A 14,801-nucleotide genomic window follows, 5' to 3' on the forward strand; every position below is an offset into this window, starting at 1 on the left:
TGTCCTCGGGCCACTTCGTCACTCCTCGTAGTTCTCAAGGGCTGAGAGCTGGCATATTGCCACCCGGAAGCGGGTATGCACAGCACTGCTGCGTCACGGGGAAGTTTCGCACAGGACTTGCCGGAAGACGGGTGTCACGGCCGTCCGGCGCGGTAAGTCAGGATGTCTCCCATGAACAGCAACCCCGGTCCCCGGCTGCCGCCAGCCGGACGACGTGCGCGAACGGTGAAAGGCCGCCGCGCGGCCCGGCCCGGCGCGCAGTTCGACGGATACCTCGCCCCGGAGCGACCACACGCCGGCGCGTACGACGAGATGTTCGCGCCCGACGGCACGGTCCGCGGGCCGTACCGCGCGCTGTACGGCTCGATCGCCGCCCTCGACGCCAGCGACCTCACCAACCGCTCGCAGGCCCTCGACCGGGCGATGGTGGACCAGGGGATCACGTTCTCGCTGTCCGGCCAGGAACGGCCGTTCCCGCTCGACCTCGTGCCCCGCGTCATCCAGGCGACCGAATGGTCCCGGCTCGAACGCGGCGTGACCCAGCGTGTCCGGGCGCTGGAGGCGTTCCTCGCCGACGTCTACGGCGACCGGCAGATCCTGCGCGACGGCGTCCTGCCGCGCAGGCTGATCACCTCGTGCGAGCACTTCCACCGCGAGGCCTACGGGATCAAACCGCCCAACGGCGTGCGGATCCACGTCTCCGGCGTCGACCTCGTCCGCGACGAGGAGGGCACTTTCCGGGTCCTGGAGGACAATCTCCGCAACCCGTCGGGCGTGTCCTACGTGATGGAGAACCGGCGCACGATGGCGCGCGTGTTCCCGGACCTGTTCGCGCGACACCGGGTCCGGCCGGTCGGTGACTATGCGTCACACCTGCTTCGCGCACTGCGAGCGGCGGCCGCGCCGAACGTCGCCGACCCGATGGTCGTCGTCCTCACCCCCGGCGTCTACAACTCGGCCTACTTCGAGCATTCGCTGCTCGCCCGGCTGATGGGCGTGGAGCTCGTCGAGGGCCGCGACATGTTCTGCCGCGACAACGTGGTCTACCTCCGCACCACCGAGGGCGAACGCCAGGTCGACGTGATCTACCGGCGGATCGACGACGAGTTCCTCGATCCGGTGCACCACCGGCCGGATTCGGTGCTCGGCGTCGCGGGCATCCTCAACGCGGCCCGCGCGGGCAACGTGGTGGTGGCGAACGCGGTCGGCAACGGCGTCGGCGACGACAAGCTCGTCTACACCTACGTGCCGGAAATGGTGCGCTACTACCTGAACGAGAAACCCATTCTGCCCAATGTGGACACTTTCCGCTGCTGGCTGCCCGACGAGTTCGACCACGTCATGCAGCACGCCGACGAATTGGTGATCAAACCGGTCGAAGGTTCCGGCGGATACGGCATCGTCTTCGGGCCGGACGCGTCCAAAAAGGAGCTGGACGCGTTGCGCCGCAAGGTGCGCGCGAACCGGCGCGGCTGGATCGCGCAGCCGGTGGTGCAGCTGTCGACCGTTCCGTCCAAGGTGGACGACCGGCTCGCGCCGCGGCACGTGGACCTGCGGCCGTTCGCGGTCAACGACGGCAAGGAAATTTTCGTACTCCCCGGCGGACTCACCCGGGTCGCGCTGCCCGAGGGCAGTCTGGTGGTGAACTCGTCCCAAGGCGGCGGTTCGAAGGACACCTGGGTGCTCGCTTCGCGGTCCTCGACGTCGGAGCAGGAACTCGACCGTCCCGCGCTCGGCGACGTGTCCGTTGTGGACGGTGTCGCCGCGGAACAGGGTCCGGAACTGTCCACGTCGCAGCAGCAACAACAGCAGCAACAGAGCTGAGGGAGGGAAACATGATGCTGGCCCGCAACGCGGAGTCGCTGTACTGGATCGGCCGTTACGTCGAACGCGCCGACGACACCTCCCGCATCCTGAACGTCTCGGTGCATCAGCTGCTGGAAGACGCGAGCGTCGATCCGGACCACGTCAGCCGGCAACTGCTCGCCGTGCTCGGCATCCCGTTCGACGCGGGCGACGCGCTCGACGTGTGGAAGCTGACCGAACTGGTCGCCTATGCGAAGGACAATCCCTCATCGATCGTCGGTTCGATCAACTCCGCGCGAGAGAACACCCGCGGCGCGCGCGAGGTCGTTTCGACCGAGCTGTGGGAATGCCTGAACGCGACCTGGAACGCGGTGCCGGACCGGCAGCGTTACGCCCGCCGCGCCGGACCGCACGCCTTTCTGTCCTTTGTGGAGGAACGGGCGGCGATGTTCGCCGGGCTCGCCGATTCCACGATGAGCCGCGACGACGGCTGGCTGTTCCTGGTGCTCGGCCGATCGGTCGAACGCGCGGACATGGTGGTGCGGCTGCTGCTTTCGCGCGTTTCCGACCGCGCGTCGTCGCCGGGGTGGATGACCGTGCTTCGCTCGGCGGGCGCACAGGACACGTACCTGCGCACCAACCGCGGCGCACTCGACGCGGCCCGCGTGGTGCAATTCCTGCTCAGGGACACGTTGTTCCCGCGTTCGGTATTCCACGCGCTGCGCCAGGCGGAGGATTGTTTACGCCAGCTCGATCCGGGAATCAACGCCCGGGGCAACGAAAAGTCCGAGGCCGTCCGCCTGCTCGGCCGTGCCCGCAGCGAGCTGGAATTCCTCCACCCCGCGGCACTGCTGGACGACCTGCCCCGGCGGCTGCGCGGATTGCAGGAAGCGATCAAGGAAGTCGGGGAAGCAGTGTCCATTCAGTACTTCCACACGTCGCCGTGGGTGGCGTGGAGCGGTGCGGAGGTGTCCCTGTGAGCTGGCAATTGCGGGTGACGCACCGGACCGGCTACCGGTACGCGACCCCGGCCACCCAGTCGTACAACGAAGCCCGGCTCACCCCGCGCTCCGACCGGCGGCAGACCACTTTGGCCACTCGCATCGAAACCTCCCCGGCCACGCGGGCCTACCGCTACACCGATTACTGGGGCACCGACGTCACCTCGTTCGACCTGCACGCGCCGCACACCGAGTTCACCGTGCTCGCGACGTCCGTGGTGGAGACCGCGGACGAGGCGGAACCGGTGCGTTCGGCGACGTGGAAGGAACTGCAGAGCGAGACCGTCCGCGATCAGCGCACGGAGTATTTGACGCCGACGCCGTACACCCCGAACGACCAGGAACTGTCCAAACAGGCCCGAGCGCTGCGCAAGGGCTTGGACCCGGCGGACGCGGTGCTCGCGATCTGCGGCTGGGTGAACGAGCAACTGAAATACCAGCCCGGCACCACTGGTGTACACAGCACGGCGACCGATTCGTGGCGGGCGCGCGAGGGCGTGTGCCAGGACTTCGCGCACGTCTCGCTGGTGATGCTGCGCGCGATCGGCATCCCGGCGCGGTACTGCTCGGGCTACCTGCACACCAAGCCGGAGGCCAAGCTCGGCGAGAAGGTCGAGGGCGAAAGCCACGCCTGGGTCGACGTGTGGACCGGCGGCTGGTGGGCGCACGACCCGACGAACGCGATCCCGGTCGGGCCGCGGCACGTATGGGTCGCGACCGGCCGCGATTACGCGGACGTGGCTCCGTTGAAGGGGATCTTCACCGGGGCCAGCCAGTCCACTTTGGATGTCTCGGTGGAACTGACCAGGATGGCTTGATCACGCGGTCTGGCGGCGCCGGGAAACGGTCAACAGCCACAACAGATACCCGCCGCCCAGCGCCGCCGCGACGACGCCCACCGGCAACAGCGAAGCGTCCAGGACCCGCTGGCCCACGAAGTCCGCCGCCAGCACCAGCACCGCACCCATCGCCGCGGAGGCGAGCAGGTTCGGTCCCGGTCGACGGGTCAGGCGGCGGGCGAGTTGCGGCGCGGCAAGGGCGACGAACGGGATCGGCCCGGCCGCCGCGGTCGCGGAAGCGGCCAACGCGACCGCCGCCAGCAGCACCACCGCACGCACTCGCGGCACCGCGACGCCTACGGCGACCGCGGCGTCGTCGCCCATTTCCAGCATTCGCAGCGCGGGCTGGTGCACGAAGATGAACGGCGCGAGCACCACGACGGCCAGGCACAGCGGGATGAAGTAGTTCCAGTCACGACCGGCGAGATCGCCGGTCAGCCAGCCGACCGCCTGTGCCGCGGCTTCGAGTTTCGCTTGCACCAGCAGGTAACCGTTCACCCCGGCCAGCACCGCGCTCACCGCGATGCCCAGTAGCACCAGCCGTGAGCTGAGCAAACCGTGCGGAGCGCACAGCGCGGTGACCAGCAACGCGGTGAGCAGACCGCCCGCGACCGCGCCGACCGACACCAGGCCGGGGCCCGCGCCGAACAGCAGGATCATCATGATCCCGCCGGTCGCCGAGCCGGTGGTGAAGCCGATGATGTCCGGGCTGCCGAGCGGATTCCGGGTCACCGTCTGGAAGACCGTGCCCGCCAGCGCGAGCGCGACGCCGACGAAGATCGCCACCAACGCGCGCGGCAACCGGCCGGTGACCACCAGGTACTGCGCCTTCGTGCCGGATCCGGCGAGGGTCTGCAGCACTTCGAGCGGCGACATCTCGTAATCGCCGGTGCCCACGGCGAGCACCAGAAGCACCGCCGCCACCAGCGTCAGCAGTCCGACGACCACCCACGTCCTCATCGCCGCACCGCCTTCAACCGCCGCGCCACGATCACGAAGGCGACGCCGCCGATCACGTCCGTCATCAGGCCCACCTGGATTTCGCCGTTGCCGCCGAGCAGCCGGCCGAGCACGTCGCACCCGAGCAGCAGCACCGGCCCGAGCAGCGCGGACAACGGCAGCACCCACCGTTCGTCCTGGCCGACCAGCGCGCGCACGACGTGCGGGATCATCAGCCCGACGAACGCGATGGGCCCGCACGCCGCGGTCGCGGTCGCGGAAAGCAGGCCGACCGCGATCATGCCGACCGCGCGGGTCAGCACCGGATTCGCGCCGAGCCCGCGCGCGCTGTCGTCGCCGAGCGCGACCGCGTTGAGCGGCCGGGCGAGCACTCCCGCGACCACCAGGGCGGCCAGGAAGAACGGCAGCAGCCCGGCGAGGCTGTCGAGGTTCCGGTTCACCAGCGAGCCGACGAGCCAGTACCGCATCTGGTCGAGGCTGTGCGTGTTGATCATCTGCATGCCCTGGTTGATCCCGACGAACACGGCCTGCACCGCGACGCCCGCGAGCACCAGCCGCAGCGGGCTCACCGAGCCGCCGATCACCGTGACCAGGACCGTTCCGGCCAACGCGCCGAAGAAGGCGAACCACACCAGCTGCTGCGGCGAAGACACCGAGAACACCGCGCCGCCCAGGACGATCGCGACCGCCGCGCCGTGGTTGATGCCGAGCAGGCCGGGGTCGGCGACCGGGTTGCGCGTGATCGCCTGCAGCAGCGCGCCGGCCAGCCCGAGCCCGACGCCGACGGCCAGCCCGAGCAGCGTCCGGGGCAGCCGGTCGTCGCGGATCACCACGTCCTCGAACGTGCCGCTGTAGGAGAACAAGGCGTGCCAGACGCTGCCGAGCGGCAACCGGTTGGAGCCGAAGGCGATGGACAGCACCACCACCGCGACGAGGGCGACGAGCGCCGCGACCAGGACTGTCGCGCGGACGCCCCAGCGCCGGGATGTGACGCGCTCCCCAAGCAGGACCATGGCGTTCACCCTAAGGCAAGGCTAACCTCAGGCGGTACCTCACCCGATCCTCCGGAGTTCCGATGACCCTCTCACCGGCGCGGCTGTCCCGCCGCGGTTTTCTCGCCGGCACCGCCGCCGCGGGCACCCTCGGCCTGCTGAGCGCCTGCGGGTACAAAGACGACCAGCCCGCTGCCGGCGGCGGCGCGACGTGGTCCTTCACCGACGACCGCGGCCGCAAGCTCAGCGGCGAACGTCCACAGCGGATCGTCGCACAGGTGACCGCCGCGGCCGCACTGTGGGACTTCGGCGTGAAATCGGTGGGGATCTTCGGCCCGTCGAAGCTGCCGGACGGCAAGACCGATCCGCAAGCGGGCGGCGTCGACCTGAAGTCGGTGACCTCGCTGGGCAACGTCTGGAACGAGTTCAACTTCGACAAGTTCGTGTCGCTGAACCCGCAACTGCTGGTCAGCGTGATGTATCTGAAGCAGCAGATGTGGTACGTGCCGGACACCTTGGCGGACAAGGTGGACAAGGCCGCGCCGAGTGTCGGCATCGGACTGCAGGACATCGCGATGCCGCAAGGGATCGCGAAGTTCGAGGCGCTCGCGAAAGCCCTCGGCGCGAACGTCGCGACGCCGGAAATCCAGCAGGCGAAGGAGAAGTACGAGGCCGCGGACGCCAAGTTCGCCGAAGCGGTCAAGAAGACGGCCGGGCTGAAGGTCGTGCTGCTGTCCGCGCAGAAGGACACGGTGTACGTGGCCAACCCCTCGAAGTTCGCGACCTCGAAGCACTACCAGGACAAGGGGATGCACTTCGTCCTGCCGGCGAAGCCCGACGAGAGCCAGGGCGGCTACTACGAGCAGGTGAGCTGGGAGAACGTCGGCAAATACTCGGCCGACGTGATCATGTACGACTCGCGCGGCGGTTCGCTGTCGCTCGGCCCGGACGGGCTCGGCGGCGTCCCGACCTGGCAGCAGCTGCCCGCGGTGAAGGCGGGCAAGCTGATCCCGTGGAACAACGAGACGCCGTTCTCGTACCAGCGGTTCGCACCCGAGCAGACCCGGGTCGCCGACGCGCTGGCCAAGTTCGCCTAAAGCACCCCAATGTGGCATTGGGTGCATGCGACGCACCCAATGTGGCATTGGTTGCGTTAGATGCACCCAATGCCACATTGGGGCGCGCGCCAGGTCAGCTGCGGGCGTGCGCGTCCAGGAGGTGCGCCACCGCTTCGGTGACCTGCTGGGCGTAGTCCAGGTTCAGCCACTCGTCGGGCACGTGGATGTTCGAGTCCGCCCCGCACGCGCCGGTGACCAGGAACTGCGCCTCCGGGTACTTCTCGCCGAGCAGGCCCATGAACGGGATCGACCCGCCCATGCCCGCGGCGCGGTGCGGACGGCCGAACACCTCGTCGTCGACCCGGCGCAGCGCGTCGGTGAGCCACGCGGCTTCTTCCGGCGCGTTCCAGCCGTTCTCCGCCTGCTGGTCCTCGGCGATGGTGACCTTCGCGCCGTACGGAACATCCGTGGTGAGCACCCGCTTGATCGCCGCCAGCGCGTCGTCCGCGACCGCGGTGGGCGGCAGGCGGAAGCTGAACGTGAGAGTGGTGCTCTGCCGCAGCACGTTGCCCGCTTCGGCGGGCAGCGGGAGCCCTTCGCCGCCGATGATCGACAGCGTCGGCCGCCAGTAGTTGTTCAGCAGCAGCTCAAGCGCGTCCTCGGACACCGTCTTTCCGCCGCTCACCAACGGGAACGCGGTGCGCAGCGCGTCCGGGGCCACCTCCGCGACCGCCTCGATCTCGGCGCGGCGGCTGGCCGGCACCTCGACGTTCAGCTCGGACAGCTTGATCTCGCCGGTTTCCGAGTTCTCGATGCGCTCCAGCAGCTGCCGCAGCACCCGGAACGAACTCGCGACGACACCGCTGGCCAGGCCGGAGTGCTGCGCGGTGGCGAGCAGCTGGACGTTGACCGTCAGGTGCACCATGCCGCGCAAGCTGGTGGTGAGCCACAACCGCTCGTAGTCCATGCCGCCCGCGTCGAGGCACACGACGAGGCTGACTTCGCCGAGCCGCGCGCTCAGGTGCTCCAGGTAAGCGGGCAGGTCCGGGCTGCCGGATTCCTCGCCGGTTTCCAGCAGCAGCGCGATGCGCGCGTGCTCGCCGCCGGCCGCGTGCACCGCTTCCAGCGCGGCACTGGCCGCGTACCCGGAGTAGCCGTCGTCCACCGAACCGCGGCCGTACAGCCGTCCGTCGCGGATCACCGGCGTCCACGGGTCGAGGCCCTCGGACCAGCCGCCGACCGGGGGCTGCTTGTCCAAGTGGCCGTACATCAGGACGGTGCCCTTGTTCGTCGCGCCCGGGGTGGCCGGCACGTCGACGAACAGCAGCGGCGAACGGCCTTCCAGCTCGACGACCTCGATCCGCGCGCCCGGCAGGTCGCGCCCCTCGAGGTAGGTCTTGACGTGCTGGACGGCGGCGGCGAGATGCCCGGTCGACGCCCAGTCCGCGTCGAACGCCGGGGACAGCGCGGGGATCGCGACCAGACCGGACAGGCTCGGCGTGACGTCGTTGATCCACGTCGAGACCACGGATTCGCGTACGGATTTTTGTTCCACAGCGCCATCTTGCCACGGTGACCGACGTCACCGGCACGAGTGAACGTCTCGAGTGCTCAGTCCGCTTAGCCGAGCCGCCGTCGCCCGCGAGGGCAGGTAGGACGCGGGATGGCCGCCCGACCATCGCCTCTCCCATACTCGGGCTTCCAAGCGTTTCCCCTGTTCAGCGAGGTTTTCTCAGCAACAAATCAGCAACTGCCGCTCTCCATCGGAGCAATTCTCGTGCCAGGATGTGGCCACGAACCGTCAACGCCGACGGTGGCCGGGAGCCTCGGACCCGAGGAGCCGGTCCCCGCCGGTGCAGTCGCTGTGGCCGCCACAAGCGGCCGCTCGCGGCGCCGACACCGAGGAGAACAGCTCATGCCGTCCGAACAGTGGACGCACCCGGAACCTGGAGACGGGCCGGCCGCCGTAGCGGCCCAGCCTTCCCCCGAACAGGTGATCGCCGGTTTGCGAGCGACAAGCGAAGGTGGCGCTGAGCTCACTCAGCTGCTCACCCCCGAAGGCCAGCGGGTCCCGTCCGAGCGGTTCGACCGCTACGTCGAGGACGTCGACGACGAAACGCTGAAGAACCTCTACCGCGACATGGTGCTGGTGCGCCGCGCGGACCGCGAGGCCAACGCGATGCAGCGGCAGGGGCAGCTGGGCATCTGGGTGCCGCTGCTCGGCCAGGAAGCCGCGCAGGTCGGGTCCGGCCGCGCGCTGCAGCCGCGCGACATGGCGTTCCCGAGCTACCGCGAGCACGGCGTCGCGTACACCCGCGGCGTCGACATGCGCGACCTGATCGGCATTTTCCGGTGCACTGACCACAGCGGCTGGGACTACCAGGCCCACCGGTTCCACCCGTACACGATCGTCATCGGCAACCAGGTGCTCAACGCGGCTGGTTACGCGATGGGCCAGAAGTTCGAGGGCAAGGTCGGCGACGAGGGTGGCGAGGCCACCATCTGCTACTTCGGTGACGGCGCGACTTCGCAGGGCGACGTGCACGAAGGTTTCGTGTGGGCCGCGGTGTACGACGCGCCGCTGGTCTTCTTCTGCCAGAACAACCAGTGGGCGATTTCCGAGCCGACCGAACGCCAGTCGCGACTGCCGCTGTACCAGCGCGCCCGCGGCTACGGCTTCCCCGGCATCCGCGTGGACGGCAACGACGTCCTCGCCTGCCTCGCCGTCACCCGGTGGGCGCTGGAGGAATGCCGGCATGGCAACGGCCCGGTGCTGATCGAGGCGTTCACCTACCGGATGGACGCGCACACCACGACCGACGACCCCACCCGCTACCGGCTCTCGGACGAGCTGGAGGAGTGGAAGCTCAAGGACCCGATCGAGCGCGTGCGCGCGTTCCTGGCTCGGAACGGGCACGCCGACCAGGCCTTCTTCGACAGCGTCCAGGCCGAGGCGGACCAGTTCGCCGCGGACCTGCGCGACTACACGTTCAACATGCCCGAGCCGCCGCCGGACCGGGTGTTTTCCCAGGTGTACGCAGAACCCTCGCCGGTGCTGGAAGCGCAGCGCGAGGAGTATCTGTCCTATCTCGACGGTTTCGCCGCGGCAGGTGAGCACTGATGACTGATCTGCAGAAGCTCACGATCGGCAAGGCGCTCAACCTCGGTCTCCGGCGCGCGATGGAGGAGGACCCGAAGGTCCTGATCATGGGGGAGGACGTCGGCAAGCTCGGCGGCGTCTTCCGGATCACCGACGGGCTGCAGAAGGACTTCGGCGAGCAGCGCGTGCTGGACACGCCGCTGGCCGAATCGGGCATCATCGGCACCGCGGTCGGCCTCGCCGTGCGCGGTTTCCGGCCGGTGTGCGAAATCCAGTTCGAAGGCTTCATCTTCCCCGGCTTCGACCAGATCTCCTCGCAGCTGGCGAAACTGCACTACCGCACGCAGGGCAAGGTCAAGATGCCCGTCGTGATCCGGGTGCCGTTCGGCGGCGGGATCGGCGCGGTGGAGCACCACTCGGAATCGCCGGAATCGCTGTTCTCGCACATCGCCGGCCTCAAGGTGGTGTCGATTTCGAACGCGGTGGACGCTTACTGGGGCATCCAGGAGGCCATCCGTTCGGACGACCCGATCCTCTTCTTCGAGCCCAAGAAGCTGTACCACTCGGGTGCGTTGAAGATGGAGGTCGACACCTCGACGGCGCCGTCGAAGGTGTTCGCGTCGCAGGTGGTGCGCGCGGGCACGGACGCCACGGTGGTCGCGTACGGCCCGTCGGTGAAGGTGGCGCTCGAAGCCGCTACGGCCGCCGAGTCCGAGGGCAAGTCGCTGGAGGTCATCGACCTGCGCACGCTCTCGCCGCTCGACCTGGGACCGGTGTTCGAATCGGTCCGCAAGACCGGCCGGCTCGTCGCGGTCAGCGAAGCGCCGTCGGAATCCTCGCTGACCTCGGAGATCGCGGCCCGGGTCCAGCAGGAATGCTTCTACTCCCTTGAGTCCCCCGTCCTGCGCGTGACCGGATTCGACACGCCGTACCCGCCTGCGAAGCTCGAGGAGCATTACCTCCCCGACCTCGACCGGGTCCTGCACGCTGTCGACCGTTCGCTCGCCTGGTAAGGGGGTTCCCGCAGAAATGCCTGAGTACAAACAGTTCCCCCTGTCGGACACGGCGGAGGGGCTCACCGAGGCCGACATCCTCGCCTGGCGCGTGAAGCCGGGCGACACGGTCACGGTCAACCAGATCGTGGTCGAGGTCGAGACCGCGAAGGCCGCCGTCGAATTGCCGATCCCGTGGGCCGGTGTGGTCACCGAACTGCACGTGGAGCCGGGGCAGACGGTGGAGGTCGGGACGCCGATCCTGACCATGGACGTGGATCCGGACGGGAAAGCCGCCCCTGCTCCCGCGGCCGCTTCCGCCGAGCCCGCTGCTCCGGCCGAGGAGGAGATGAAGCCGCTGGTCGGCTACGGCTCCAAGGCGGCCGGGACTACCCGGCGGGCGCGCAAGCACCCCAATGTGGCATTGGGTGCGTCAGATGCACCGAACGCCACATTGGGTGCGTCACATGCACCCAATGCCACATTGGGGCGATCCCCGGCCCCCGTGGCACCGGCAGGATCGGCGGCATCGCGTGGCGGTTACGTCCCGCTGGCCAAACCGCCGGTCCGCAAGCTGGCCAAGGACCTCGGCGTCGACCTGCACTCGCTCACCGGCAGCGCGGACGGCGGCGTGATCACCCGCGACGACGTCCACCGGGCCGCCAACGGTTCCGCCGCGCCCGCAGTGTCCACTGTGGATTCCGGCTACGACCCGGCGACCCGCGAGCGGCGCGTGCCGATCAAGGGGGTCCGCAAGGCGACCGCGGCCGCGATGGTGCAGAGCGCGTACACCGCTCCGCACGTCACGGAGTTCCTCACCATCGACGTCACGCCGATGATGGAACTGCGCGAGAAGCTCAAGAAGTCGCGCGAGTTCAGCGGCGTCAAGCTCACTCCGCTGGCGTTCGCGGCGAAGGCGGTGTGCCTCGCGGCGAAGCGCACGCCGGACGTCAACGCGGTGTGGGACGACGCGGCGCAGGAGATCGTCTACAAGGACTACGTGCACCTCGGCATCGCGGCGGCGACCCCGCGCGGTCTCGTGGTGCCGAAGATCCGGGACGCGGATTCCTTGTCGCTCAAGGAACTCGCGGTCGCGCTCACCGAGCTGACCGATGTCGCGCGCGAGGGCAAGACGACGCCGGCGGCGATGCTGGGCGGCACGTTCACGATCACCAACGTCGGCGTGTTCGGCGTCGACACCGGCACGCCCATCATCAACCCGGGCGAGTCGGCGATCCTGGCGGTCGGGGCGATCCGCGACACCCCGTGGGTGGTCGACGGCGAGATCAAGGTGCGCAAGGTGATGCAGTTGTCGCTGAGCTTCGACCACCGGGTGGTCGACGGGCAGCAGGGGTCGGAGTTCCTCGCCGACGTCGGTGCGCTGCTCGCCGATCCGGCGGTCGCGATCACGTACTGAGCCGAAGGGGCCGTGTGCGCACGGCCCCTTCGTTTTATCCCGTTGACGGAGTGAGCACTCACTCCGTACCGTGGAGCGCATGGAGACAAGAAAAAGAGCGCCCGGGATGGCGCCGGACGACCGGCGGCGGATGATCGTCCGCGCGGTGCTTCCGCTGGTCGTCGAGCACGGCCGCGGGGTCACGACCGCGCAGATCGCCCGCGCCGCCGGGATCGGCGAGGGCACCATCTTCCGGGTTTTCCAGGACAAGGACGAACTGTTCGACGCGTGCGTGGAAGCCGCGCTCGATCCGGCGGAGGCACTGGAGATGATCGGGGAGATCCCGGCTGAGCTGCCGCTGGAGAAGCGGCTGGCGGAGGCCGCCGAGGCGATGAACGCGCACCTTCAGCGCATGGGCGCGGTGATGGCCGCGACGATGAAGGGACGGCCGCGGGCGGCGGCGGAGGCGGCCCGCAACCGCAAGTCGGTGACCGGGGACAGCCGCCGCGAGTCGCTCGAAGCGATGCAGCGCGCGGTGCGGGAACTGTTCGTCCCGGACGCCGCCCGGCTGCGGCTGCCGGTCGACAAGGCCGCTTCGCTGTTCCTGGCGCTGCTGTTCACGCAATCCCGCCCGATGCCCGGTTCCCCCACTACTGACGAGGTCATCGACGTCTTCCTGCACGGTTCGGTGCTGGCGTGATCCCCGGCGGTGGGGGCGGGATCGAGATGGCCCTCGGCCGCCGCGGTCGCCGCAGGATGGCGCAATCCGTGCCGGACAGCGGACTCACCGGGCCGGTCGACATCCCGGAACCGGAGCAGCCGGAACAACCGAAAGGCGTGCGGGCGCGCCTGTCGCGGATGCGTACCTCGGTGGCGGGCACCGTCCGCGGCCTGCCGAAGGTCGCGAAACTGACCTGGCAGGCCAGTCCGACTCTGACGATCGTGCTCGCGGTGATCACGCTGGCCTCCGGCCTGCTGCCGACAGTCACCGCGTATATCGCGAAAATCCTGCTCGATTCGGTGGTCGCGGCGATCCAGCACCGCGGGTCGACCGCGGACATCGTGCGCATCACGCTGTTCCAGTTCGGCGTGCTGGCGGCGACCGCGATCAGCAGCTCGCTCACCACGATCGCGCAATCCCTGCTGCAGGAACGGATGACGCTCACCATCCGGCACCAGGTCATGCGGCACGCGAGCGACCTGCACCTGGCGTACTTCGAGGGTTCGGCGTCGTACGACATGCTGCGCCAGGCCGCGCAGGAAGCGCCGACGCGTCCGTTGTCGATGATGACCTCGGCGCTCGGCCTGATCCGGACGCTGATCACCTTCGCCAGCATGATCGCGTTGCTGGTGTCGATCAGCCCGCTGCTCGCGCTGGTCGCTTTGCTGGCCCCGATTCCTGCGTTCATCTCGCAGTCGAAGTACGGTTCGCGGGCGTTCTGGCTCACGTTCATGATGTCGCCGATCAAACGACGGATGGACTATCTGTCCTCTTTGGTCACGACGGACACGTATGCCAAGGAGACCAAGCTGTTCGGCCTCGGCCCGTACTTCGTGGACCGGTTCCGGAAGCTCGGCGTGGTGGCTTACGAACGGCAGCGGAAGCTGACGGTGAAACGGAATGTCAGTTCGACGTCGTGGGGTTTGCTGAGCACGCTGGTCGGCTCGGCGATCGCGTTGTACATCGCGCTGGAAGCGGTCGGCGGACGGCTCACGCTGGGCGATCTGGCGTTGTACACCGCCGCCGCGACGTCCGTGCAAAGTTCGGTGACCGGGTTGTTCACCGCGTTTTCCGGGATGTACGAGAACAACCTCTACCTCGACACGCTGTACAAATTCCTCGACACCGAACCGGAAATCACCGCGCCGGCGAAACCGCGCCCGCTTCCGTCCACTGTGGATGGACACATCCAGTTCGAGTCGGTGAGCTTCAGTTATCCGGGCGCGGACGAACCGGCGCTGCACGGGGTGAGTTTCGAGATCCGTCCCGGCGAAACGGTCGCGGTGGTGGGCCGCAACGGCGCGGGCAAATCGACGCTGTTCAAACTGCTGTGCCGGCTCTACGACCCGACCGCGGGCCGGATCCTGCTGGACGGCGTCGACATCCGCGAGTACGACCCGGCGGAACTGCGCACCAAGATCAGCGCGATGTTCCAGGATTACGTGACGTACCAGGGAACCGCGGCGGAGAACATCGGTCTCGGCGACCTGAACCGGCTCACCGATCGCGAGCACATCGAGGACTCCGCCCGCCGCGCCGGAGCCGACGAGCGCATCGCCCGGCTGCCGACCGGGTACGACAGCCCGCTCGGCCGGTGGTTCGACCAGGGCGTGTCGCTGTCCGGCGGGGAATGGCAGAAAATCGCGCTGGCCAGGGCTTTCCAGCGCGAGGCCCCGATCCTGATCCTGGACGAGCCGACGTCGGCACTGGACGCGCAGGCCGAGCACGACCTGTTCGACCGGCTGCACACGTTGTCTCGCGGACGGACGACGCTGTACATCTCGCACCGGTTCTCGACGGTCCGCCAAGCCGAGCGCATTCTGCTGCTGGACCACGGGAAGGTCGCGGAATACGGCACGCACGAAGCGCTGATGGCGGCCGATGCCGGGTACGCGGAATTGTTCACGCTGCAAGCGGAGGCGTACTTGAAGTGACT

General features: G+C 68.6%; 12 protein-coding genes. 9 read left to right on the forward strand and 3 right to left on the reverse strand.

The annotated features are described in order from the left end of the window. Positions 1 to 162 precede the first annotated feature (162 nt). The 3 genes from EIZ44_RS03675 to EIZ44_RS03685 are packed head-to-tail and all read left to right on the forward strand — an operon-like array spanning position 163 to position 3,625. A complete protein-coding gene (locus tag EIZ44_RS03675; protein WP_037808973.1) occupies positions 163 to 1,824 on the forward strand; it encodes a circularly permuted type 2 ATP-grasp protein in 1,662 nt (553 codons plus the stop codon). 14 nt (positions 1,825 to 1,838) lie between these two features. After that, on the forward strand, positions 1,839 to 2,786 hold the full coding sequence (locus tag EIZ44_RS03680; protein WP_009085091.1) for an alpha-E domain-containing protein: 948 nt from the start codon (positions 1,839 to 1,841) through the stop codon (positions 2,784 to 2,786). Further along, the gene (locus tag EIZ44_RS03685; RefSeq protein ID WP_037808975.1) at positions 2,783 to 3,625 is read left to right on the forward strand and encodes a transglutaminase family protein; all 843 of its coding nucleotides are present in this window, start codon (positions 2,783 to 2,785) and stop codon (positions 3,623 to 3,625) included. The genes EIZ44_RS03680 and EIZ44_RS03685 overlap by 4 nt, the downstream gene beginning before the upstream one ends. Here the strand turns inward: EIZ44_RS03685 and EIZ44_RS03690 are convergent, their stop codons facing one another. Together EIZ44_RS03690 and EIZ44_RS03695 are read right to left on the reverse strand one after the other, a co-directional pair. Continuing rightward, the gene (locus EIZ44_RS03690) at positions 3,626 to 4,606 is read right to left on the reverse strand and encodes a FecCD family ABC transporter permease (RefSeq protein WP_051728647.1); all 981 of its coding nucleotides are present in this window, start codon (positions 4,604 to 4,606) and stop codon (positions 3,626 to 3,628) included. Then, positions 4,603 to 5,619 carry a FecCD family ABC transporter permease gene (locus tag EIZ44_RS03695; RefSeq protein ID WP_043831747.1) on the reverse strand — a complete coding sequence of 339 codons (1,017 nt, stop codon included), beginning with the start codon at positions 5,617 to 5,619 and terminating at the stop codon, positions 4,603 to 4,605. Before EIZ44_RS03695 ends, EIZ44_RS03690 begins: the two co-directional genes overlap by 4 nt. 62 nt (positions 5,620 to 5,681) lie before the next feature. Here EIZ44_RS03695 and EIZ44_RS03700 point away from each other — a divergent pair, with 62 nt between their 5' ends. Next, a complete protein-coding gene (locus EIZ44_RS03700; protein ID WP_134727725.1) occupies positions 5,682 to 6,695 on the forward strand; it encodes an ABC transporter substrate-binding protein in 1,014 nt (337 codons plus the stop codon). A gap of 94 nt (positions 6,696 to 6,789) precedes the next feature. Here the strand turns inward: EIZ44_RS03700 and EIZ44_RS03710 are convergent, their stop codons facing one another. Beyond that, positions 6,790 to 8,211 carry a M20/M25/M40 family metallo-hydrolase gene (locus EIZ44_RS03710; protein ID WP_134727726.1) on the reverse strand — a complete coding sequence of 474 codons (1,422 nt, stop codon included), beginning with the start codon at positions 8,209 to 8,211 and terminating at the stop codon, positions 6,790 to 6,792. A gap of 360 nt (positions 8,212 to 8,571) precedes the next feature. Between EIZ44_RS03710 and pdhA the strand changes: the two genes are divergently transcribed. The 5 genes from pdhA to EIZ44_RS03735 all read left to right on the forward strand — a co-directional run bounded on the left by pdhA (position 8,572) and on the right by EIZ44_RS03735 (position 14,799). Next, positions 8,572 to 9,777, forward strand: coding sequence for a pyruvate dehydrogenase (acetyl-transferring) E1 component subunit alpha (gene pdhA / locus EIZ44_RS03715; RefSeq protein ID WP_037808983.1), 1,206 nt, complete (start codon positions 8,572 to 8,574; stop codon positions 9,775 to 9,777). Next, a complete protein-coding gene (locus EIZ44_RS03720) occupies positions 9,777 to 10,769 on the forward strand; it encodes an alpha-ketoacid dehydrogenase subunit beta (protein ID WP_134727727.1) in 993 nt (330 codons plus the stop codon). The genes pdhA and EIZ44_RS03720 overlap by 1 nt, the downstream gene beginning before the upstream one ends. A 16-nt stretch (positions 10,770 to 10,785) precedes the next feature. Next, positions 10,786 to 12,165, forward strand: a complete 1,380-nt coding sequence (locus tag EIZ44_RS03725) for a dihydrolipoamide acetyltransferase family protein (protein WP_134727728.1) — start codon at positions 10,786 to 10,788, stop codon at positions 12,163 to 12,165. 106 nt (positions 12,166 to 12,271) lie between these two features. After that, positions 12,272 to 12,844 (forward strand): TetR/AcrR family transcriptional regulator, encoded by a 573-nt coding sequence (locus tag EIZ44_RS03730; RefSeq protein ID WP_167753960.1) that lies wholly within the window; start codon positions 12,272 to 12,274, stop codon positions 12,842 to 12,844. A gap of 56 nt (positions 12,845 to 12,900) precedes the next feature. Continuing rightward, entirely contained in the window at positions 12,901 to 14,799 is a 1,899-nt protein-coding gene (locus tag EIZ44_RS03735; RefSeq protein WP_240691214.1) for an ABC transporter ATP-binding protein, read from the forward strand. Positions 14,800 to 14,801: the final 2 nt, after the last annotated feature.

Source organism: Amycolatopsis nivea (assembly GCF_004522235.1).
Lineage (GTDB): Bacteria > Actinomycetota > Actinomycetes > Mycobacteriales > Pseudonocardiaceae > Amycolatopsis > Amycolatopsis nivea.

Coding starts and splice junctions, on each gene's coding strand:
- EIZ44_RS03675 (WP_037808973.1), top strand. CDS start 163: ATGTCTCCCATGAACAGCAACCCCGGTCCCCGGCTGCCGCCAGCCGGA.
- EIZ44_RS03680 (WP_009085091.1), top strand. CDS start 1,839: ATGCTGGCCCGCAACGCGGAGTCGCTGTACTGGATCGGCCGTTACGTC.
- EIZ44_RS03690 (WP_051728647.1), bottom strand. CDS start 4,606: ATGAGGACGTGGGTGGTCGTCGGACTGCTGACGCTGGTGGCGGCGGTG.
- EIZ44_RS03695 (WP_043831747.1), bottom strand. CDS start 5,619: ATGGTCCTGCTTGGGGAGCGCGTCACATCCCGGCGCTGGGGCGTCCGC.
- EIZ44_RS03700 (WP_134727725.1), top strand. CDS start 5,682: ATGACCCTCTCACCGGCGCGGCTGTCCCGCCGCGGTTTTCTCGCCGGC.
- pdhA (WP_037808983.1), top strand. CDS start 8,572: ATGCCGTCCGAACAGTGGACGCACCCGGAACCTGGAGACGGGCCGGCC.
- EIZ44_RS03720 (WP_134727727.1), top strand. CDS start 9,777: ATGACTGATCTGCAGAAGCTCACGATCGGCAAGGCGCTCAACCTCGGT.
- EIZ44_RS03725 (WP_134727728.1), top strand. CDS start 10,786: ATGCCTGAGTACAAACAGTTCCCCCTGTCGGACACGGCGGAGGGGCTC.
- EIZ44_RS03730 (WP_167753960.1), top strand. CDS start 12,272: ATGGCGCCGGACGACCGGCGGCGGATGATCGTCCGCGCGGTGCTTCCG.
- EIZ44_RS03735 (WP_240691214.1), top strand. CDS start 12,901: ATGGCGCAATCCGTGCCGGACAGCGGACTCACCGGGCCGGTCGACATC.